This window comes from Luteipulveratus mongoliensis, assembly GCF_001190945.1.
In the GTDB taxonomy this organism is placed as follows: Bacteria; Actinomycetota; Actinomycetes; order Actinomycetales; family Dermatophilaceae; genus Luteipulveratus; species Luteipulveratus mongoliensis.
The window spans coordinates 615,360-636,246 of record NZ_CP011112.1 but is presented as its reverse complement, the minus strand read 5'-3'; the positions used below and the strand labels follow the sequence as shown (position 1 = coordinate 636,246).

The window sequence follows — 20,887 nt, the reverse complement described above, 5'->3', positions numbered from 1 at the left end:
TCCGATCCGCCGCGCCCGGAAAAGGCTTCGCACATGCGGGTCGGCGCTGACACAGTCGTGCCCGTGAATGAAGCTGACGCGAAGAAGGTCCTGCACCGCTACCTCCGCGAGGTCCGCGCCGCCCTGATCTGGAAGGTTCAGGGCATCTCGGAGTACGACGCCCGCCGGCCTCTAGCGCCCACCGGCACCAACCTGGTTGGGCTCATCAAGCACCTGTCGATCGTCGAGGCCTGGTACCTCGGCAAGACCTTCGAACGGCCGTTTCCCGAGGACCTGCCGTGGTGGGACGACGAGGACGACCCGCAGGCTGACGCCTGGGCGACCGAGGACGAGACGCGCGAGCAGATCGTCGACCTCTACCGCCGAGTCGGCGAGCACGCGGACGCCACCATCGAGGCGCTTCCCCTGGACGCGCCGGGACAGGTGCCGTGGTGGGGTGACGACCACGACGTGACCTTGCACCAGATGCTCGTCCACGTCCTCGCCGAGACCAACCGGCACGCCGGACACGTCGACATCCTGCGCGAGAGCGTCGACGGCGCCACCGGCATGAGCGCCAACAACTCCAACCTGCCGGAGTACGACGAGGCCGGCTGGGCGGCGTACCGCACCAAGCTCGAGCAGGTCGCGCGCGCCGCCGACCCAGACCACGCACCGACCGATAGCGACGAGGCGACGCCCGCGAAATGACCTCGCGGACCGCTTCACCGCGGTGCCAGGATGTCGCCTCGTGATGACTACGAGCGACCTCCTGAAGGCATACGACGAACAGCTCCGCACCGATGCCGAGACACCCAGCGCGATCGACACGACCCGGTTGGGCCCGCTGCGGCTGGTGACGTTCGCGGGCGGCCGCGGGTTCGTGACCTACGAGAACCTCGACGGCGCCGACGCTCCGACCATCGAGACCTGGATCGACGGTGCGCTGGAGCACTACAAGCAGGACGCTGAGATCGAGCGCGTGGAGTGGAAGACCCGTGCGCACGACCACGCACCCGGCCTCTACGAAGCACTCATGGGCCGTGGCTTCGTGCCCGACGAGACCGAGTCGATCATGATCGGTGAGGCCCGCGCGCTCGATGTCGAGGTGCCACTGCCAGACGGTGTCACGCTGCGCACCGTGACCAGCGAGACCGACGTCCACGCCATGACCGCGATGCTCGATATCGCCTTCGACGAGCCGGAGCCCATCGCGGACGAGATGGCGAAGGCGCTGCTGCGGCGCCTGTCGCTCGATGACGGTATGGAGCTGTGGGTCGCCGAGGCCGACGGCGAGATGGTGAGCGCGGGACGGCTCGAGCCCGTGGCCGGCACGACCTTCGCCGGGATCTGGGGTGGCGCCACCCTCAAGGAGTGGCGTGGTCGCGGCATCTATCGCGCGCTCACCGCCGCCCGCGCTCGCTCGGCACTGGCCAGCGGCAAGACCCTGATGAACAGCGACTCCACGGAGTTCTCCCGGCCCATCCTCGAGAAGTCCGGCCTGGTCAAGGTGTCCGAGACGACGCCGTACGTCTGGCGCCGCTGAGGAACGCGTCGCGGGTCCGATGTCACAGGTTGTGGGGCTGTCTCGTCCCACGGGTGTAACCACCCGACACACCCAAGGAGCACCATGGCCACCTGCATCCACCTGCCGACCGGATGTGCCTCATCACCGAGATGGCCGGCGGCGAGTACGTGCCTGGCAAGTCGCCTGACGACGTGTGGTCAGGGGCCTTCAACGGCCTCTGACCGCGTTCACGCGACACAGAACTCGTTGCCCTCCGGATCAAGCATCACGACGTGATCCAGCACTCCGTCGTCCGACTCCTCCCGGACGACGGAGGCGCCAGCGGCGACGAGCTCGGGCACCTTGGCCCGGATGAGCTGCGCTCGTTCAATCAGGTCCCACGGCTCCTCGCCCGCGACCCGGATGTCGATGTGCATTCGGTTCTTTGCTGACTTGCCCTCTGGCACCCGGAGGAAACCGATCGCCGGACCGACGTTGTCCGGGTCGATGAGCGAGGCGCACTCCGGGTTGTCATATCCCGGCTCGAAGATGTAGCCAAGCGCCAACGCCCAGAACTCAGCCACTCGTTGCGGGTCGTTCGCATCACAACCCAGTGTCCAATTCGTTGCCATGGCGCGACGCTAGGCACCGGGTCTGACATTCACTCGGAACGCGAGGTCGGGGCGTAGATCCCTGTGCCCGCTCGTGATCGGCCAGTCTGGACTCTCGAACGACGTCGTTCGAGGTGTCGAGACCCCGCAGAGGTGGACGGCCATGCGTTCAGGAGCCAGGCGCACGTTGACAGCCACGATCGGAGCAGTGACGGTCTTCGCCATGATCACCGCAGGACTGATGCTGGGCGCCGCACCGCCTTCCCATGCTGCGACACCGGGTGACTTCTCGACGTCGTTCGAGGCGGGCCAGCCGCAGCCCGCGGAGTCCACGGTGGACGTCGGGTCGAACGGCAAGCCGCGCCAGTCCAATGTGATCGGCGCGCTCTACCCGCCGGGCAGCCTGATGGGCGAGGTCGACAAGGTCACCGCGAGCGATGAGAACGCACCCAACGAGGCGGCCGGCAACCTCACCGACGGCGACGGCAACACCAAGTGGCTCGCGTTCGCGACCACCGGCTGGGTCCAGTACGACATGACCAAGCCGGTCAAGGCCGTCACCTACAGCCTCACCTCTGCCAACGACGCGCCCACGCGGGACCCGCGGGACTTCGCGCTGCAGGGCTCGACCGACGGCAAGACCTGGGTCGACCTGGACAAGCAGACGGGATTCTCCTTTCCCTCACGCTTCGCGACCAAGACCGTGACGATCGCGAGTCCCGTTGAGTACCAGCACTACCGGCTCAACATCACTGCCAACGCCGGTGCGTCGATCGTGCAGCTTGCGGACTGGACGCTGTCGGACGGATCGACCGAGCAGCCGGCCGACACCCCCATGGTCAGCAAGGTCGGCAACGGACCGATCTCCGGCTACAACATCAAGCCCGGCGCAGGCTGGACCGGGGTCAAGGCGCTGCGCTTCGGCGGCAGCCACACGGCCGCGGGTCGCGGGTACGCATGGAACAAGCTGTACGACGTCAAGATCCCTGTCGGACCGCGAACTCGCTTGAGCTACAAGCTCTTTGCGGACATGGTGAGCGACGACCTGACCTACCCGTCGACGTACGCCGCCGTCGACCTGCACTTCACCGACGGGACGTACCTGTCGGACCTCAACGCCCTCGACGACCACGGCATGGCGACCTCGCCGAGCGGTCAGGGCAAGGCCAAGAAGCTGTACGCCAACCAGTGGAACTCCGTCCGCGTCGACATCGGCACAGTGGCGGCAGGCAAGACCATCGACCGCATCCTCGTCGGCTACGACAACGGCAAGGCGACGGACAAGACGCGGTTCGCGGGGTGGCTGGATGACATTGCGGTGCAAGGCAATCCGCCTGCTATCGACAGCTCGGACCTGACGAACTACGTGGACGTGCGCCGTGGTACCAACTCGTCGGGCTCGTTCTCCCGAGGCAACAACCTGCCGATCTCGGCTGTCCCCAACGGCTTCACCTTCTTCACTCCGGTCACGGACGCCGACTCCAGCTCGTGGGAGTACAGCTACCAGTCCGAGAACAACGCGGACAACAAGCCTGTGCTCCAGGGTCTGGCCATCTCGCACGAACCGAGCCCCTGGATGGGTGACCGCAACCAGCTGTCGGTGATGCCGTCGCTGGCGACCGGAGTCCCGTCCGGCGAGCCGGCGAAGCGGGGCCTCGCGTTCGACCACGCCACCGAGGTAGCGCGCCCGGACTACTACAAGGCCGAGCTGGCCGGCGGTATCACTGCCGAGACAGCACCCGGCGACCACGGTGGGGTCTACCGCTTCACGTTCCCGTCGTCCGCCAGCAAGGGGTCGCTGATCCTCGACACGGTGAGCGACAAGGGTTCGTTCACCGTGACGCCCGGCTCGAAGGTCGTCACCGGTTGGGTCGATGACGGCAGCGGCCTGTCCGCGGGCCGCAGCCGGATGTTCGTCTACGGCGAGTTCGACCGGGCGACCAGCGGTGCCGGCACCGCACCCGACAGCCACACGGGCACCCGCTACGCATCGTTCGACACCGCGACCAGCAAGCAGGTCGTGCTGCGGCTGTCGACGTCGTTCATCTCGCTCGACCAGGCGAAGAAGAACCACACCCTCGAGCTCTTCGGCCGCTCGTTCGACCAGGTTCACGCGTCGGCGAAGGCAGCCTGGAACAAGCGGCTCGGCGTCGTTCAGGTCAAGGGTGCACGCGAGTCCGACCTGACCTCGCTCTACTCCAACCTCTACCGACTGAACCTCTACCCGAACAGTCAGTTCGAGAACACCGGCACTGTCGCTTCGCCGCGCTATCAGTACGCGAGTCCCGTTGCGCCCCGGACGGGTTCGCCCACCCCGACGCAGACCAACGCGGTGATCAAGAACGGCAAGATCTACGTCAACAACGGCTTCTGGGACACCTACCGGACGGTGTGGCCGGCGTACACGCTCTTGTATCCCGACGTTGCGGCTGAGCTGGTGGACGGCTTCGTCCAGCAGTACCGCGACGGCGGATGGGTGGCGCGCTGGTCCTCCCCCGGCTACGCGGACCTGATGACGGGCACCAGCTCTGACGTCGCGTTCGCCGACGCGTACCTCAAGGGTGTGAAGCTGCCCGACCCGATGAGCACGTACGACGCTGCCCTCCGCAACGCGACCGTACGACCGCCGAACGCCGCCGTCGGGCGCAAGGGCATCACGACGTCGATCTTCAAGGGCTACACGGACTCGTCCACCGGCGAGAACGTCTCGTGGGGTCTCGAGGGATTCGTCAACGACTACGGCATCGGCAACATGGCTGCCGGTCTGGCGAAGGACCCGGCCACGCCGGCCGCGCAGCGCCAACGGCTGTCGGAGGAGAGCGAGTACTTCCTCCGTCGATCGACGAGCTACTCCAACGTGTTCAACTCGAAAACTGGCTTCCTGCAAAGCCGTTCGCCGTCCGGTGACTTCCCGTCGACGTTCGATCCAGAGGTGTGGGGCGATCCTTACACCGAGACGGACGGCTGGAACTTCGCCTTCCACGCGCCGCACGACGGCAACGGTCTGGCGACCCTCCTCGGTGGTCCGGCAGCGCTGAAGTCCAAGCTCGACACCTTCTTCAGCACGCCTGAGAAGGCTGACAAGCCAGGCGCGTACGGCGGCACGATCCACGAGATGGTCGAGGCGCGCGACGTACGGATGGGACAGCTGGGCCAGAGCAACCAGGTCTCGCACCACATCCCGTACATGTACAACTACGCGGGCGCTCCGTCGAAGACGGCCGAGAAGGTCCGCGAGATCATGCAGCGGCTCTACGTCGGTCAGGACATCGGCCAGGGCTACCCGGGCGACGAGGACAACGGCGAGATGTCGGCCTGGTACGTCCTCAGCTCGCTCGGCATCTATCCGCTGCAGGTCGGGTCGGGCGACTGGACCATCGGCTCACCGAAGTTCGAGAAGATGACCGTGCGCCGGCCGCAGGGCAACCTGGTCGTCACCGCCAAGGGCAACTCGGACAGCAACATCTACGTCCAGAGCCTCACGGTCAACGGCAAGCCGCAGAACAAGCTCTCCATCAGTCAGTCGGCGCTGGCGAAGTCGTCCAGCATCGACTTCACGATGGGCGGTCAGCCATCATCGTTCGGGACCCGGCCGCAGGACGCGCCGACCACGCCCACGAAGGTGGGCTCCAAGCCGGCGCCCTTGGCCGACGTCACCGGCGCTGGGCTCGGAACGCCTTCTCACGCAACGCTGTTCGACAACACGTCGGCCACGGAGGTGACCTTCGAGGGCGCGACGCCGACGGTGTCGTACGCCTTGTCGGGCGACCCGAAGCGCGTCGCCTGGTACACCCTCACCTCGGGTTCGAAGGCCGGCGACCTGAAGTCCTGGCGACTCGAGGCGTCGACCGACGGGAAGGCGTGGAAGACCGTCGACCAGCGCTCGGGTCAGGCGTTCACGTGGCGCAACCAGACGCGGCCGTTCAAGATCAAGAGCCCGGGTGAGTACTCGCAGTACCGGCTCGTGGTCACCGAGAGCACGTCCGCCACCCCAACCCTCGCCGAGGTCGAGCTCCTCGAGTAACGGCGGATATCAGCTGGCTTCGAGTTGCGCAGGTCAGGCACACTGGTCGGCGGAGCTGTGCCTGACACGCTCCGCACGGAGACGAACCAGGAGCAAGCGGATGTTGAGTGGCACCGCAGGATGCGGGGTGGCCGTACAGGCCTGCTCAGCGGAGGCCGGTTAAACCGACCTTCAGCTGACCCATTGATCGACCCCGCTTCGGTCTGCCCGCAGCCGGGTCTGCATGGGTCTCCATCCCGCCGCTCACGAGCGGCTGCTCCATGGAGTCCAACGTCATGAACCCTTTGAACGAGAACGAGATTCGCAAGAGCTTCGTCAACGCCTCACGCCGCGAGGCAAGCCAGGCGACCCTGCCCGACCTGTCGTCCCTGGACTGGGACGCGCTCGACTACCTCGGCTGGTGCGACGAGAAGCGGCCGCTGTCGTACGCCGTCGTCGAGATCGAGGGCGTGCCGACCGGCATCCTGCTGCGGACGACCGTCCCAGCCAAGGGCGCTCGCCGCGCCCGGGCGATGTGCACCTGGTGCGAGGACGTGGTCGAGACGGGCAATGTCAGCATGTACGTCGCCCGTCGCGCGGGCGCGTCAGGTCGCCGTGGCAACACGATCGGCACGCTGATCTGCACCGAGTTCGGGTGCTCGCGCAACGTGCGTCGCAAGCCGACCGTCTCCGAGGTCGGCAGCGACGACGATGCCGACCGCACGGCGTACACCGACCGTCGCATCGCCGGACTGCGTGAGCGGTCAGTCCGCTTCATCGCGTCGGTGCTGGAGACCTCCAGCAAGAGCTGACGTTGCGTCCTGGGCGGCGCGCGTTCCAGCGCGCGCGGCCCAGGACGTACGTCTGTGAGCGGCTACGCCGGGCGGCTCAGGTGGTCAGGTCGAGGGAGACCTGCCAGAGCCGCTCGGCGTTGGCCGGGTCGAGCGCGTAGGGCGCGACGCCGCTGATCGTCAGGTCGGTGCGCTCCGTGAGGACGACGGCCTCGTTGCAGTCGTCGAAGTAGCGACCGCCGACGCCGTCGAGCAGCGGTGACGCGGCCAGCAGCACCGAGGTCGCGGCGCCCTGCTCGGGCGTCTTGAAGTGAACCCCCGCGTCAGCGAACCGCTCCCGCGCCTGCGCGATGTAGTCGCTCCCACCAACGTGCCGTTGCAACGCGGTGAAGATGCCGCCGGGCATGAGCGCGTTGGCGACGATCCCGTCGTCCTCCCACCGGCGAGTGGCCTCGACGGCGAACAGCACGTTGGCCGTCTTCGCCTGCCCGTACGCACCGAACGGGTCGTAGACGCGGAATCGGTAGTCGAGGTCGTCGAACACGACCGGCGATCGCAGGTGGCCGCTGGAGCTGACCGACACGATGCGGGCTCCACCGGCGGAGGCGAGCGCCGGGTGCAGGGCCTGGGCGAGCGCGAAGTGACCGAGGTGGTTGGTCGCGAACTGCATCTCCTGACCGCCAGGGCTGCGGGTGAGCTCCTGGATCGCCATCACACCGGCGTTGTTGACCAGGATGTGCAGCGGCCCCGACCACGCCGCCGCGAATGCCGCGATGCTCGCCGGGTCGACGAGCTCGAGCGGCGCGACGTGCACTGCCTGATTACCGGACGTCGCACGGATGTCCGCCGCGACCTCCTCGGCCGCCTCCACGCGGCGCACGGCAAGAGTCACGTCGGCGCCCGCGCCGGCGAGGGCGCGGGCGGTCTCGATGCCGATCCCGGATCCGCCTCCCGTGACGATCGCCCGCTTGCCGCTCAGATCGACGTCCTGCACGACCTCGGCTGCGGTGGAGGTTGCGCCGAACGGTGTCCTGATGAGCTCTGCCGTCTGTGCCATGGACTCAGCGTGCAGGTTCGAGCGCGCTCCAAGTCAAGCGTCGTACGCCGCCGCATCGATCAGCGGGCTGAGGTGCCGTGACTGCAGCGCCACGACCGCCTGCGCGGCGGCGGCCTCGAGACACGCTCCCGTGTCGAGGCCGTCGAGGCTCGCGTCGAGGAGGCCGGCGAAGAAGGCGTCGCCCGCACCATTGGTGTCTGCGAGATGTTCGACCGGAACCGCAGCCACCCGCCACTCCCGATGAGCGGCGTCCACCGCGAGCGCCCCGTCGGCGCCGAAGGTGCAGACGCCGAGCTGGGCGCCATCGTCGATGAGCCGATGCAAGAAGTCGGCCGGTCCGTCCAGCGCGTCCGCGCTGAGCAGGACGTGAGTCGCGGCCTCGAGGAACGGCCGGTGGAAGTCCGCCGACCCGTCGTAGTCGTGCAGGTCCGTCCAGACCGGAAGGTCGCCTCGCTGCAGGCCGCCGGCGATCGTGCGGGTCCACGGCGCCAGGTCGAGCACGACCGCGCACGCATCGCGCAGCGTCTCGACATCGAGCGGTGGCGGCTCGGCGGGCGTCGAGAGGTAGACGGAGACGCGCTCGCCCTCTCGGGTCATCAGATTGAGGTGACGCTCGCTCGGACCTGCGACGCAAAGCGGCTCCGTCCGGACGTGCGCACGCTCCAACGCGTCGAGGATGAGCCGGCCCGTGTCATCGTCGCCGACCACCGTGCGCAGCCGGACCGACCGGCCACGGTCGTGAAGGTGAAGCGCCTTGCCCGCCGAGGTCCCGCCCAGCGTCTCGTAGGAGTCCTGGGCAAGCACCGTCTGCGGCCGAGCGTCGGGCAGCGCGTCGAGGTAGACGATCTGGTTCCACGACACCGGCCCGCACACCACGACATCGGCCATCAGCTCTGGACCTCGAGTCGACGCGTGACCTCCACGATGAAGTCAGGGAGACGTCCAGCAAGAGTGGCCCAGACGATGGCCGGATCGATGTCGTCATAGCCGTGGGCGAGGCGGTTGCGCATGCCGCGAACGAGGTGGAACGGGAGATCAGCATTGGCATCGAGGAACGGCATGGACAGGTCATCCAGAGCCGCCTGCACCGTGATGATGAGGCGCTCCCCGGCGAGACGGAGCACCTGACCGTCCAAGTCCTCCGACATGAATCGGGACTGTCCAACACCGGTGATGTGTTGGCACTGAGCCAGCGCACGCCGTAGCGCTTCCACAACCTCGGACGGCGATGATCGGTCCTCGCTCACAGGGCCACAGCGTCCCTGGCAGCGTGGGCCGCGACCCGACCTGTCGCCGACGCGGGTACGACATCGACCGGGCAACCCAGCAGCTCAGTGAGGTCGACCTCGAGCGCCATGACGTCGAAGAGGTCGGCCCCACTCTCGAACTCGACGAGCAGGTCGACGTCGGAGTCCGGACGGTCCTCACCACGAGCGATCGATCCGAAGACCTTCACCTGGCCGGTGCCTCGGTGGCGGCGGACAAGGTCCCTGACCTCGTCGACGTGTGAGTGCAGCGACTCGGACGGGCGTGGCTGCAGCGCTCGCATGAGCCGTTCGATCGTTGATGGCGTCGGCTGCGTGTGGCCGGCCTCGATGCGGGCGATGTGGGGCTGAGCGACCCCGGAACGGCCAGCGAGCGTGCGTTGGCTCAGACCAGCGCCGACCCGCGCCCTGCGCAGGTCGGCTCCGGGAGAACGCTCAGGCGCCGCCATGCGGTCATGATAACTCGATGCATCACTATGGCCAGAGCTGGCGCTCATCACCGCGGGGGTCGAGCTGTACGCCGACGGCCGGGTGATCGAAGACCTGCACCGCTCGCTTCGCCGTGTCGTACGACTGCCAGCCGGGATCACCGGCGCGCGCGAACGCGACCCACGCCGCGTGCATCGCGTCCGCGAGCGGTTGCGGCGCCGGATCGGGGCCGATCATCGTGTCCGCACCCTTCGCCGCGAGGTTGTCGAACACGAACGGCAGCTCGAGAGCATGGCAGGCGCGAAGGTCGAGATGCGTTGTGCTCCAGGCGAATTCGTACGCGAAGGTGTTGCCCCCGCGCGATGCGTGGGCATCAGCGGCGCGCAACGACGGCATCCTGAAGTAGGAGTCGGTGACGAGCGTCGCAAACACGTCACCCGGAGCGGCATCCGGCCGGTTGGCCGAGTAGCCCTCGACCAGGGCGTTCGACCAGCCGTACTGGGCTGCGAGCGCAGCCAGACCATCGGCGTCGATCAGCGCGGCGAGCCCGGGAGGGACGAGGAAGAAGCGGAACTCGTCGGTCGTCGTACCGATCAGCAGATCGACGTCGCTCCCGACGCCGGCGGCGAGCGCGGACTCGGGCACCTGCGGCACGACCGTGTCGTCGAGCACCGGGAAGAACGGCATCATGCCGCCGCCGTTGACGACGGTCGTGCGTCCCCAGATCGCTGGATCGGGTTGCTGGCGCATCGAATTCGCGGTCTCGAATTGTGCGTCGAGCATCCTGTCGAGGTCGACCGACGCGAACGCGGCCGCCGTGGCTTCAACCCCGAGATGCTTTGCCATCGCCGCGGTCGGCAGAGACAGGTCCTCGCGTGCGCCGGCTATACGAGCAGAGCCGCTCTGTGCGATCGCGCGCCGAAACAGCCCCGTCGCGGCCGGGGACGTGAGGAGCGACAAGACGCTCATCGCACCCGCGGACTCACCGAAGATCGTCACGCTGTCGGGGTCGCCGCCGAACGCCGCGATGTTGTCGCGCACCCATTCCAGGGCAGCGATCTGGTCGAGCAGGCCGCGGTTGTCGGGCGCGTCCGGCAGCACCGCGAACCCCGGCGCACCGAGGCGATAACTGACACTGACGAGAACCACGCCGTCGCGCGCGAAGGCGGTGCCGTCGTACGTCGGGATCGCGTTGCTGCCCCGCAGGAACGCGCCGCCTGGGATCCAGACCATGACCGGCAGACGTGCGTCCGGGCCCGGGCCGGGCGTCCACACGTTGACCGAGAGGAAGTCCGGTCCGATGTCGACCGGGTTGTGCAGGAGGGCGGCGAACGGAGCAGGGTAGGGCCGCTGGGGCGGCGTCGGTGCGAGCGCGGTCGCATCGCGAGTGCCCTCCCACGGCTCGACCGGTGCGGGCGCGGCGTACAGGCCCGGGCCGACGGGAGGGGCGGCGTACGGGACGCCGAGGAAGGCCGTGACCCCACCACTCGTCGTACCCCTGAGGCGGCCGGCTGCGGTGGTGACGACGCTGTCCATGTCAGGACGGTAGCCCTGTCGGTGCCCGCACCTAGCCTGCGCGCGTGGATGCGAAGACCCAAGAGCTGCGCGAGGCGCACGATGTCCTGGCCCCGGTGTACGTCGAACACCTGGCGCACATCATCGACGAGATGCCGATCGAGCGAGCGGTGCTCGGGCTGTTCCGGGACTTCATCATGGAGGCTGACCTCGGCACCGAGGTCGGCGACATCGGTTGCGGCACAGGCAGACTCGCGCCTTACCTCGCCTCACTCGGTCTCTCTCCGAGCGGCGTCGACCTGTCCCCCGAGATGATCCGGTGTGCGCGACGGGACTACCCCGGCTTCTCCTTCAACGAGGCCGACGTGCGTGAGCTGCCGTACGTCGATGCCTCCTTGGCAGGCGCCCTCGGCTGGTACTCGCTGATGTATCTCCACCCCGAGGACCGGCCCCGCGCGTTCGGTGAGCTGGCGCGCGTCGTACGACCGGGTGGCTATCTGGCGACGGGCTACAAGATGGGCAAGGGCGTGCTGCGGCGGGCCAGCGGTGCGCGCGCGTACGGTGTCGACTTCGACATCTACTGGTACGCACCGGAGCAGATGGCGCAGATGGTGACCGACGCGGGCTTCAAGGTCGTCTTCACCGCGGTCAAGCCTCAAGAGCCCGACGAGCTGCAGCCCCAGGGCTATCTCATCGCTCAGCGACTCTGAGCTGCGCCTTCGGGATCGGTGATCATCGCCGTGGACTCGTGCGTGATGGCGATCGCCTGGCCGATGAAGTCGATCACGGTCTCGAGCTGCTCCTCGGAGTAGCGCTCACACGCACGCGTCGTCGCGGCCACGATGTGATCCCACAGCGGCGCGGCCGCCGCGACTGCCGTCATGTCGAACTCGATCAGCACCTTGCGGCGATCGTCCGGGTGCGGCTTGCGCTTGATGAGGCCCTTGCTCTCCAGCCGACCGGTCAGCGCGGTCACCGATGCCGGCGCGAGGCCGGAGAACTCGGCGAGGTCCTTGGGCGTCAACGGCCCGAGGCGGGCCAGGTAGTCGCAGATCTTGCTCTCCACCGCCGACAGGCCGCGCTTCTCAGCGATCGCGGTGTGGAACATGACCGTCTCGGTCGACAGCTCCCTGGACTTGGCCAGCACGTCGTCGATCAGCGTCGCGCGCTTGCTTGACATGGCACCCACTCTCGGCGCACTCTTTAGTTCGATCGAACTAACTAGTTCGCAGATATTCGACGGGGAGAAGGACATGACCAAGATACTGGTGGCCGGAGGCGGCATCGCCGGCACGCTCACAGCGATCGCGTTGCACGAGACCGGGCATGAGCCGGTGCTCTATGAGGCGTACGACCGCGGCGCCGACGGGGTCGGAGCCTTCCTCACCCTGGCGGTGAACGGGCTCGACGCCATCGCCCCGCTCGGGCTGAAGGACCTGGTCAGCGGCCTGGGATTCGAGACACCGCGGATGACGATGTCGCTCGGCAACGGCCGCCGGCTGGCCGAGTTCCCGCTCGGCGGGCCGCTTCCGGACGGCACGACCACCGTGACGGTGCTGCGGTCGGACCTGTACGTCGCACTCCGCGATGAGGCCGCGCGTCGGGGCATCCCAGCGGAGTACGGCAAGCGGCTGATCGGCGCGAGTCAGACCGCCGACGAGGTCCGAGCGGAGTTCGCCGACGGCTCGTACGCCACCGGCGATCTCCTGATCGGGGCAGACGGACTGCGCTCGCGCGTCCGCCAGATCATCGACCCGGACGCGCCCTCGCCGCGCTACGTCCCGCTGCTGAACACCGGCGGCTTCGCTCACGGTCTGGCGCTGGACGACGAGCCGGGCGTGATGAATATGGTCTTCGGCAAGCGCGTGTTCTTCTGCCACGTCGTCCACCCGGACGGCTCGGTCTGGTGGTTCGCCAACGTCCCCCGGAAGAAGGAGCCGACCGAGTCAGACCTGTCCGGTCTGGTCGGCGAGCGGTGGCGCGCCGAGCTCGTCAGTTTGTTGAAGGTCGACAAGACGCCGGCAGCGGCGATCGTCGAGGTGACGCCCGAGATCTATGCGCCGTGGGCGACGTACGACTATCCGTCGGTCCCGACATGGCGCAACGGTCGGATGGTGATCATCGGAGACGCCGCGCACGCCACCTCACCGTCGGCGGGACAGGGCGCCGGCATGGCGATCGAGGATGCCGTCACGCTGGCCCGTTGCCTGCGCGACGTGCCGGACCACGAGCAGGCGCTAGCGACGTACGAAGGTCTGCGGCGCGAGCGCGTCGAAGCGGTGGTCGCGCAAGGCAAGCACAACGGCGACGGAAAGGTCATCGGTCCAGTCGGCCGGCTGATCCGGGACCTCTACCTCACGCACGCGTTCAAGAAGCCGGTCGTCGACGACCCGAACGAGTTCATGTGGAAGCACCACATCGACTGGGACGAGAAGGTGACAGCGGCATCAGCTGCTGGGCTCGGGTAGGACCTCGCCGGTCTCGAGCAGGGTCTTGAGGCTGGACAGGATGGCCGGCCAGCCTTCGGAGATGCCGGGCAGGATCGAGCTGCTTTCGTCGAACCCGTCGTGCAGGACTCGCAGCTGGACGAGCTCGCCCTGGTCCTCGATCTCGAAGCGCACCTTCGACCGCGACTCGCCGTCGAGCCGGGCCCGCTCCTCCTCGTCCACGCCAATGACCTTCGCGAACTCGGGTGTGATGGCGTGCCAGGTGTAGGCCAGCACGCGGTAGGGATCGGCCTCGAGCACGACCTGCTGCGAGTCGTCGGGCGAGAACTCGGTGCCCTGCCGGGTCCACCCGATCGGCGCGCCCGGCGTCCAGTCCGACTTGAGCTCCGCGCCCCAGTAGCGCTTCGTGAAGGCGGGCTCAGTGAGTGCCCGCCAGACCTTTTCGGGAGTGCTCCGAATGTAGGTCGTGTAGGCAAAAGCGTTGGTAGTCATGGGTTTTCCTTCCAGTGCAGAGGTCAGGTCGTGCAGGGCGTCGGCGCGCGCCTGGTCATATTTGCTGAGCCACCGCATCGCGATGGTGTGCAGCGTGCCGGCATCGAGGTAGTGGAACTTCTCGCGGCCGTGGCGACGTGTGGTGACCAACCCGGCGTCCTCCAGGACGGCCAGGTGCTTGCTCACGGACTGCCGTGCCATGTCGAGCCCGGCGCACAGTGATGCGAGCGTCTGACCGTTGTCGGCATGCAACCGGTCCAGCAGCCGGCGGCGGCTCGGGTCGGCGAGTGCCCTGAAGACGTCAGCCACCTCGAAGGCCCCTTCCGGTCAGGCAGCCCCGCGGCTGCCCGATCACCATAGGCAGCCATCTGGCTGCACGTCAACGATGTGCGGATTCCTACAAGGTTTCGGATCGGACGTGCAGTCATGGACTACTCGCGTGTCACCCACCTTTGATGGCAGGCTCCGAACGGCTGGGGGTTCCTCTGGCCATCACGTGCTGTCCGACTGACCAGGAGTGACCCGCATGTTCTCGCGCATCGCCATCGTCAACCGAGGCGAGGCCGCCATGCGGCTCATCCATGCGGTACGCGATCTCAACGCCGCGGCCGGCCTCAACGGTCACCGCATCGAGACGGTCGCACTGCACACCGAAGGCGAGCGGCACGCGATGTTCGTGCGCGAGGCCGACCACGCGTACGACCTCGGTCCGGCCTCGAATCGCCCCTACCTCGACTACGCCGTCCTCGAGCGCGCTCTCGTCGACACGCGTGCCGACGCCGCGTGGGTCGGCTGGGGTTTCGTCGCCGAGGACCCCGGTTTTGCCGAGCTGTGCGCGCGTCTCGACGTCACGTTCATCGGACCGAGCCCCGAGGCGATGCGCCGGTTGGGCGACAAGATCGGGTCCAAGCTCATCGCCGAAGAGGTCGGTGTCCCGGTCGCGCCCTGGAGTCGCGGCGGAGTCGACACCCTCGCGGACGCCACCGAGGCGGCCGCCCGGATCGGCTACCCGCTCATGCTCAAGGCGACCGCCGGCGGCGGTGGGCGCGGCATCCGCAAGGTGACGTCGGACGCGGAGCTGGCGGACGCGTACGAACGCACCCGCGAGGAGGCGCAGCGGGCCTTCGGGTCCGGCGTCGTCTTCCTCGAGAAGCTCGTGACCGGAGCCCGGCACGTCGAGGTCCAGGTCATTGCCGATGGCCAGGGCACGGCGTGGGCGATCGGTGTCCGGGACTGCTCGATCCAGCGGCGCAACCAGAAGGTCATCGAGGAGTCGTCCTCGCCGGTCATGACGCCCGAGCAGGCGCAGCTACTCAAGGACAGCGCCGAGCGTCTCGCCGTCGCAGTGGGTTACGCCGGAGCCGGCACGGTGGAGTTCCTCTTCCAGCCCGGCGACGGCACGTTCGCCTTCCTCGAGGTCAACACCCGGCTGCAGGTCGAGCACCCGATCACCGAGGTCACGACCGACACCGATCTGGTCAAGCTCCAGCTGCGGGTCGCCGGCGGCGGACGGCTGGAGGGCGAGCGCCCCATCGAGGTCGGGCACGCCGTCGAGGCACGGCTCAACGCCGAGGACCCCGACCGTGACTTCGCACCGGCCCCGGGCCACATCGACCTGCTCGTGCTGCCCGCCGGCCCGGGGATCCGCGTGGACACCGGCGTCAGCGAAGGCGACACGATCCCGGCCGACTTCGACTCGATGATCGCCAAGATCATCGCGTACGGCGCCACCCGTGACGAGGCCCTCGCGCGGCTGCGGCGCGCGATGAGTGAGACGCGGGTCCTGATCGACGGCGGCGCGACCAACAAGTCGTTCATCCTCGACCTCCTCGACCAGCCCGAGGTCATCGACGGCAGCGCCGACACCGGCTGGATCGACCGGGTCCGCGGCGAGGGCGCCCTGGTCTCGACCCGACACAGCGGTGCCGCCCTCGTGATGGCGGGCATCGAGGCGTACGAAGAGGTGGAAGCGGTCGAGCGCACCCGGCTGCTGGAGACGGCGCGCGGTGGCCGGCCGCAGGTCCAGCACGCCGTGGGCCGCCCGGTCGAGCTCAAGCTGCGTGGCGCCACCTACGCCGTCACCGTCCTGCAGGTCGGTCCGGAGCGCTTCCGCGTCACGGTGGTCTGCCCTGACGGTGAGCGCTCAGTGGTCGAGGCGGTCGTCGAACGTCTGGACCGGAACGCGGCCCGGATCAGCATCGGCGACACGACTCACCGTGTGCTGTCGGCCACCCACGGGCCGGTCTACCTGGTCGAGGTCGACGGCGTCATGCACCGGGTGAGTCACGACGAGGGCGGTGTCCTGCGGTCGCCGGCGCCGGCACTCGTGGTCGCGACACCGGTCGCGGTCGGCGATGTCGTCGAGGCCGGTGCTGCGGTCGTCGTGCTGGAGAGCATGAAGATGGAGACGGTGCTGCCGGCGCCCTACGCCGCGACGGTCCGTGAGCTCCTCGTGAGCGTGGGTAGCCAGGTCGCGACGGGCGCGCCACTCGTACGACTTGAGCCCACCGGCGATGACGACGGCGCCGACCAGCCCGCCTCCTCCGCGCCGACGGTCGACCTCGGCCTCCCGAACGCGGCTGCGGCCGCGAGCACTTCCGAGGGACGCCTCGCACGCGCACAGGCCGACCTCGCTGCAACGCTGCTCGGCTATGACACGGACGAGTCCGACAACGGCGGCCCGTTGGCCGCCTACCTCACGGCACGCGAAGAGATGGTCGCCGGCGGGCAGCACTCCCTCACCGGCGCCATCACCCTGCTGGACATCCTGGCCGACTTCGCCGACCTCAGCCGCAACCGGCCGGCGTCGGACGAGGACCACACCGAGCTCGCGGTGCACAGCCCGCGCGAGCACTTCCACACCTACCTGCAGAGCCTCGACGCCGATCGAGCAAAGCTCCCAGAGTCGTTCCGTACCAAGCTGTTACGCGTCCTGCGCCACTACGGGATCGACAGCCTCGACCGCACTCCCGAGCTGGAGGAAGCGGTCTTCCGGATCTTCCTCACCCAGGCGCACAGCGCTCCCGACGTGGCCATCGGTACCGGCATCCTTCGACAGTGGAGCCGGGAGCCGGCGCCGGTCGCCGACGACGCCGAGCTGAGCCACGAAGCGCTCACTCGCCTGGCGCGATCCACCCAACGCCGCTTCCCGGTCCTCGCCGATCTCGCGCGCAGCGTCCGCTTCGCGTGGTTCGACCAGCCGGCCGTCGACGTGGACCGAGCCGGAGTCCTCGCCGAAGCGCGGGAGCAGGTGGCCGCGCTGGCGGCCGATCCGCACGTGGCGGACCGGTCGGAGCGGATCGCCACGCTCGCCGCGATCCCTGAGCAGATCGTCCGGTTCCTGTCCGAGCGACTGCTCGACGGCGTACCGGACAACGAGCCGATGCTCGAGGTGCTCATCCGACGGCACTATCTGGAGTACGACCTCGACCACGTCCGTGAGGAGTCCGTCGGCGGCCGTCCGTTCGCGCTCGCCGACTACGTGCTGGATGGCCGGCCGACCCATCTGGTGTCCACGGTCGGACTCAACGATGAGCTCGCTGCGGGCACGGCGCTCGCCCAGGGCATCGCCACCCGGCTCGGCCGCCGTGGCGACGAGCAGCAAGCCGTCGTCGACCTCTACCTCTCCTGGCCGGACGCGCCGGAGGACGCCGATCAGGTCTCCGCGGACCTCGCGCAGCGGTTGGCCGCGCTCGGGATCAACTCGGATGCGCGTCGCGTGGCTGTTGCCGTCTGTACGACCGGGTCGGGCCCGGTGGGCTACTTCACCTTCCGTCCGGACGAGGACGGCGGCATGTCCGAGGACCGCCTGGTGCGAGGCGTGCACCCGATGGTCGGCCGGCGACTCAATCTGTGGCGCCTGCGCAACTTCGAGGTCGAGCGTCTCAGCGCGCCCGAGGACGTCCTGCTCTACCACTGCACGGCCACGGACAACCCGTCAGATCAGCGGCTCATCGCGATGATCCAGGTACGACAGGTGTCTGTCGTACGCGATGAGAACGGCACGGTCACCTCGCTTCCACACGTCGAGCGGGCGGTCGCCAACGGTCTGGAAGCCATCCGCCGCGGCCGGTCCGCACTCGGCGCGAGCGCTGGGCGGCTGGACGCCAACCAGGTCTGGGTCCAGCTCTGGCCGGTGGTCGAGGCGCCGCTGGAGCAGCTGACGGCGCTGCGGTCCAAGATCGCGCCGCTCTCGGCCGGTGCGGCGGTTGAAGAAGTCGTCGTGCAGGGCCGGGTCGTCGACCCGTCCGGCAACGTGGTGCCGATCGTCACCCGGTTCGTCGGTCAGCCCGGCTCGGGTGTCGAGACGTCCATCGAGGAGCCGCCCACCGAGCGACTCGCTCCGTTGGACGAGTACGCCGAGAAGGTCCAGCGGGCACGGCGGCGAGGCATGGTGTACCCGTACGAGCTCGTGTCGTTCGTCGCCGGTCGCCGCGGGAAAGCGACCGAGTACGACCTCGACGACGCCGGTCGACTCGTCCCGGTCGACCGTCCGTACGGCCACAACAAGGCCGGGATCATCGTCGGGACCGTGTCGACGCCCACCACGCTGCACCCCGAGGGCGTCACACGCGTCCTGCTCTGCGGCGACCCGACGAAGGCACTCGGTGCCGTCTCGGAGCCGGAGTGCTCCCGGATCGTCGCGGCCATCGATCTCGCTGAGCAGCTGGGCGTACCGGTCGAGTGGTACTCGCTGTCGGCCGGCGCCCGGATCGCGATGGACTCCGGCACCGAGAACATGGACTGGGTGGCGCGCGGCCTCAAGCGGATCATCGAGTTCACCCAGGCCGGCGGCGAGATCAACATCGTCGTGGCTGGGATCAATGTCGGTGCCCAGCCCTACTGGAACGCCGAGGCCACGATGCTCATGCACACCAAGGGCATCCTCGTGATGACCCCGGACAGCGCCATGGTGCTGACCGGCAAGCAGTCGCTCGACTTCTCCGGTGGGGTCAGCGCCGAGGACAACTACGGCATCGGCGGCTACGACCGGGTGATGGGACCCAACGGTCAGGCTCAGTACTGGGCACCCAACCTCGCCGGCGCGCGCGACATCGTGATGGCCCACTACGAGCACAGCTACGCGGCACCCGGGGAGAGCGGCCCACGGCGTACGACCACCACCGACCCGGCGGACCGGGACGTCACGGCCTTCCCGCACGTCATCGAGGGCAGTGAGTTCACGACGGTCGGCGACATCTTCTCGCGCACCACCAACCCGGACCGCAAGAAGCCGTTCGACATCCGCACCCTGATGCGCTCGGTCGTCGACCAGGACCACACCGCGCTCGAACGGTGGGCCGGCATGGCCGACGCCGAGACGGCCGTCGTCTGGGACGCCCATCTGGGCGGCACCCCGGTCTGCTTGCTCGGCATCGAGTCGCGGACGGTGCCACGTCGCGGGTTCCCGCCCACGGACGGCCCGGACACCTACACCGCGGGCACGCTGTTCCCCCGGTCGTCCAAGAAGGCCGCACGCGCCATCAACGCCGCATCGGGCAACCGGCCACTCGTCGTCTTGGCCAACCTGTCCGGTTTCGACGGGTCACCGGACTCGATGCGCAACCTGCAGCTGGAGTACGGCGCAGAGATCGGCCGGGCCATCGTCAACTTCGACGGACCGATCGTGTTTGTCGTCGTATCCCGTTACCACGGAGGGGCATTCGTCGTTTTCTCCAAGGCGCTGAACCCTCAGATGACGGTGCTTGCCGTCGAGGGTTCGTACGCTTCCGTGCTCGGCGGGGCGCCGGCCGCGGCGGTCGTGTTCGCCCGTGACGTCGACGCCCGGACCGCCGATGACCCGCGGGTCAAGGAGCTCGAGACACGGCTCAACGCGTCCTCGGGTGGCGACCACGTCAAGCTCACAGCCGACCTGGCCGATCTGCGCACGAGCGTGCGCGCCGAGAAGATCAGTGAGGTCGCTGCGGAGTTCGACGGCGTCCACAACATCCACCGCGCGGTCGAGGTCGGCTCGGTCGACGAGGTGATCGCGGCCGCCGACCTACGGCCCAAGATCATCGCCGTTCTCGACGAGAGCGCTTCCCCGTCGAGTCCTGCGCACTAGCGGGTGAGCACGCCGCGTCCGCTCGAGGAGTTCGCGCGACTGGTCGACACGGTCGACTGGGCGACGGACCTCTGGGTGGGCGGCTCGGTCGCGACGGGTGACTATCTGCCGGGCGTGAGTGACCTCGACCTCGTCGTCATCACGGAGGGCGTCGTCACGGTAGAGCAACGAACGACCCTTCGACGCTGGCACCAGGAACTCGACGGCGGCGTCGGACGCGGCGCCAACCTCGGTTGCGTCTACGTCCCCGAGACGGTCGCCCCGGACGTTGCCTTGGCTCATCCGACCTGGACGCACGGCCGGCTGATCCAACGTCCGCTGTCCGGCATCGGGCGGGCCGAGCTGGTCCGACATGGCTTCGCCCTGAAGGGCCGGCCGCCCGCAGACGTACTGCCCGCGATGAGCGACTCCGACGTTCGCCGGGCGATCAAGAGTGAGCTCGATGGCTACTGGAGCTGGGCGTACCGCCGTCCGTGGATCTTCCGGGACGTGATGATCAGCGACCTCGCTCTGCTCTCGATGGCACGGGCGCGGCACACGTGGCGTACGGCCGAGCTCATCACCAAGTCCGAGGCGATGGGGCAGATCCAGGCGCCTGAGCAGGTCATCCGGTCCATTGCCGCTCGCCGCATCGGTGTCGCTACTCGGCGACGCCCGGTCCGTGAGGCGAGCGCGGCCCGGCGCGACGTCGGCCGAACCATCGCCGCGCTGAAGGTCGGGCGCTAGC

General features: G+C 68.4%; 16 protein-coding genes. 8 read left to right on the top strand and 8 right to left on the bottom strand.

Annotated elements, in window-relative coordinates:
• The first annotated feature begins 63 nt into the window (after nt 1-63).
• Complete coding sequence (locus tag VV02_RS02960) at nt 64-690, top strand: DinB family protein (RefSeq protein ID WP_245632979.1); 627 nt, start codon at nt 64-66, stop codon at nt 688-690.
• 43 nt (nt 691-733) lie between these two features.
• Nucleotides 734-1,525 (top strand): GNAT family N-acetyltransferase, encoded by a 792-nt coding sequence (locus VV02_RS02955; RefSeq protein WP_052589699.1) that lies wholly within the window; start codon nt 734-736, stop codon nt 1,523-1,525.
• A gap of 209 nt (nt 1,526-1,734) precedes the next feature.
• Here the strand turns inward: VV02_RS02955 and VV02_RS02950 are convergent, their stop codons facing one another.
• Nucleotides 1,735-2,118 (bottom strand): VOC family protein, encoded by a 384-nt coding sequence (locus tag VV02_RS02950; protein ID WP_083449859.1) that lies wholly within the window; start codon nt 2,116-2,118, stop codon nt 1,735-1,737.
• A 142-nt stretch (nt 2,119-2,260) separates the two neighbouring features.
• Here VV02_RS02950 and VV02_RS02945 point away from each other — a divergent pair, with 142 nt between their 5' ends.
• Nucleotides 2,261-6,121, top strand: a complete 3,861-nt coding sequence (locus VV02_RS02945) for a GH92 family glycosyl hydrolase (RefSeq protein ID WP_083450455.1) — start codon at nt 2,261-2,263, stop codon at nt 6,119-6,121.
• Between the two features lie 275 nt (nt 6,122-6,396).
• Complete coding sequence (locus VV02_RS02940) at nt 6,397-6,912, top strand: FBP domain-containing protein (RefSeq protein ID WP_052596473.1); 516 nt, start codon at nt 6,397-6,399, stop codon at nt 6,910-6,912.
• A gap of 76 nt (nt 6,913-6,988) precedes the next feature.
• Here the strand turns inward: VV02_RS02940 and VV02_RS02935 are convergent, their stop codons facing one another.
• The 5 genes from VV02_RS02935 to VV02_RS02915 are packed head-to-tail and all read right to left on the bottom strand — an operon-like array spanning nt 6,989 to nt 11,178.
• Nucleotides 6,989-7,948: an SDR family NAD(P)-dependent oxidoreductase gene (locus tag VV02_RS02935; RefSeq protein WP_052589694.1), complete on the bottom strand. Its 960-nt coding sequence runs from the start codon at nt 7,946-7,948 to the stop codon at nt 6,989-6,991.
• A gap of 33 nt (nt 7,949-7,981) precedes the next feature.
• On the bottom strand, nt 7,982-8,836 hold the full coding sequence (locus VV02_RS02930) for a carbohydrate kinase family protein (protein WP_052589692.1): 855 nt from the start codon (nt 8,834-8,836) through the stop codon (nt 7,982-7,984).
• On the bottom strand, nt 8,836-9,162 hold the full coding sequence (locus VV02_RS02925) for a HepT-like ribonuclease domain-containing protein (protein WP_342667861.1): 327 nt from the start codon (nt 9,160-9,162) through the stop codon (nt 8,836-8,838). Before VV02_RS02925 ends, VV02_RS02930 begins: the two co-directional genes overlap by 1 nt.
• A 29-nt stretch (nt 9,163-9,191) precedes the next feature.
• Nucleotides 9,192-9,662, bottom strand: coding sequence for a helix-turn-helix domain-containing protein (locus tag VV02_RS02920; protein ID WP_052589689.1), 471 nt, complete (start codon nt 9,660-9,662; stop codon nt 9,192-9,194).
• 25 nt (nt 9,663-9,687) lie between these two features.
• Nucleotides 9,688-11,178 carry a carboxylesterase/lipase family protein gene (locus tag VV02_RS02915; protein WP_052589688.1) on the bottom strand — a complete coding sequence of 497 codons (1,491 nt, stop codon included), beginning with the start codon at nt 11,176-11,178 and terminating at the stop codon, nt 9,688-9,690.
• A 44-nt stretch (nt 11,179-11,222) separates the two neighbouring features.
• Between VV02_RS02915 and VV02_RS02910 the strand changes: the two genes are divergently transcribed.
• Nucleotides 11,223-11,867, top strand: coding sequence for a class I SAM-dependent methyltransferase (locus VV02_RS02910; protein ID WP_052589686.1), 645 nt, complete (start codon nt 11,223-11,225; stop codon nt 11,865-11,867).
• Here the strand turns inward: VV02_RS02910 and VV02_RS02905 are convergent.
• Nucleotides 11,855-12,337 carry a MarR family winged helix-turn-helix transcriptional regulator gene (locus VV02_RS02905; RefSeq protein ID WP_052589685.1) on the bottom strand — a complete coding sequence of 161 codons (483 nt, stop codon included), beginning with the start codon at nt 12,335-12,337 and terminating at the stop codon, nt 11,855-11,857. The genes VV02_RS02910 and VV02_RS02905 overlap by 13 nt on opposite strands.
• Nucleotides 12,338-12,410: 73 nt before the next feature.
• On the opposite strand from VV02_RS02905, the gene VV02_RS02900 reads away from it, so the two are divergent.
• Complete coding sequence (locus VV02_RS02900) at nt 12,411-13,625, top strand: FAD-dependent oxidoreductase (protein ID WP_052589683.1); 1,215 nt, start codon at nt 12,411-12,413, stop codon at nt 13,623-13,625.
• Here the strand turns inward: VV02_RS02900 and VV02_RS02895 are convergent.
• The gene (locus tag VV02_RS02895; protein WP_052589681.1) at nt 13,605-14,405 is read right to left on the bottom strand and encodes an ArsR/SmtB family transcription factor; all 801 of its coding nucleotides are present in this window, start codon (nt 14,403-14,405) and stop codon (nt 13,605-13,607) included. The genes VV02_RS02900 and VV02_RS02895 overlap by 21 nt on opposite strands.
• Before the next feature lie 217 nt (nt 14,406-14,622).
• Between VV02_RS02895 and VV02_RS02890 the strand changes: the two genes are divergently transcribed.
• Complete coding sequence (locus VV02_RS02890) at nt 14,623-20,160, top strand: ATP-binding protein (RefSeq protein WP_052589680.1); 5,538 nt, start codon at nt 14,623-14,625, stop codon at nt 20,158-20,160.
• Between the two features lie 3 nt (nt 20,161-20,163).
• On the top strand, nt 20,164-20,886 hold the full coding sequence (locus VV02_RS02885; protein WP_052589678.1) for a nucleotidyltransferase domain-containing protein: 723 nt from the start codon (nt 20,164-20,166) through the stop codon (nt 20,884-20,886).
• Nucleotide 20,887: the final 1 nt, after the last annotated feature.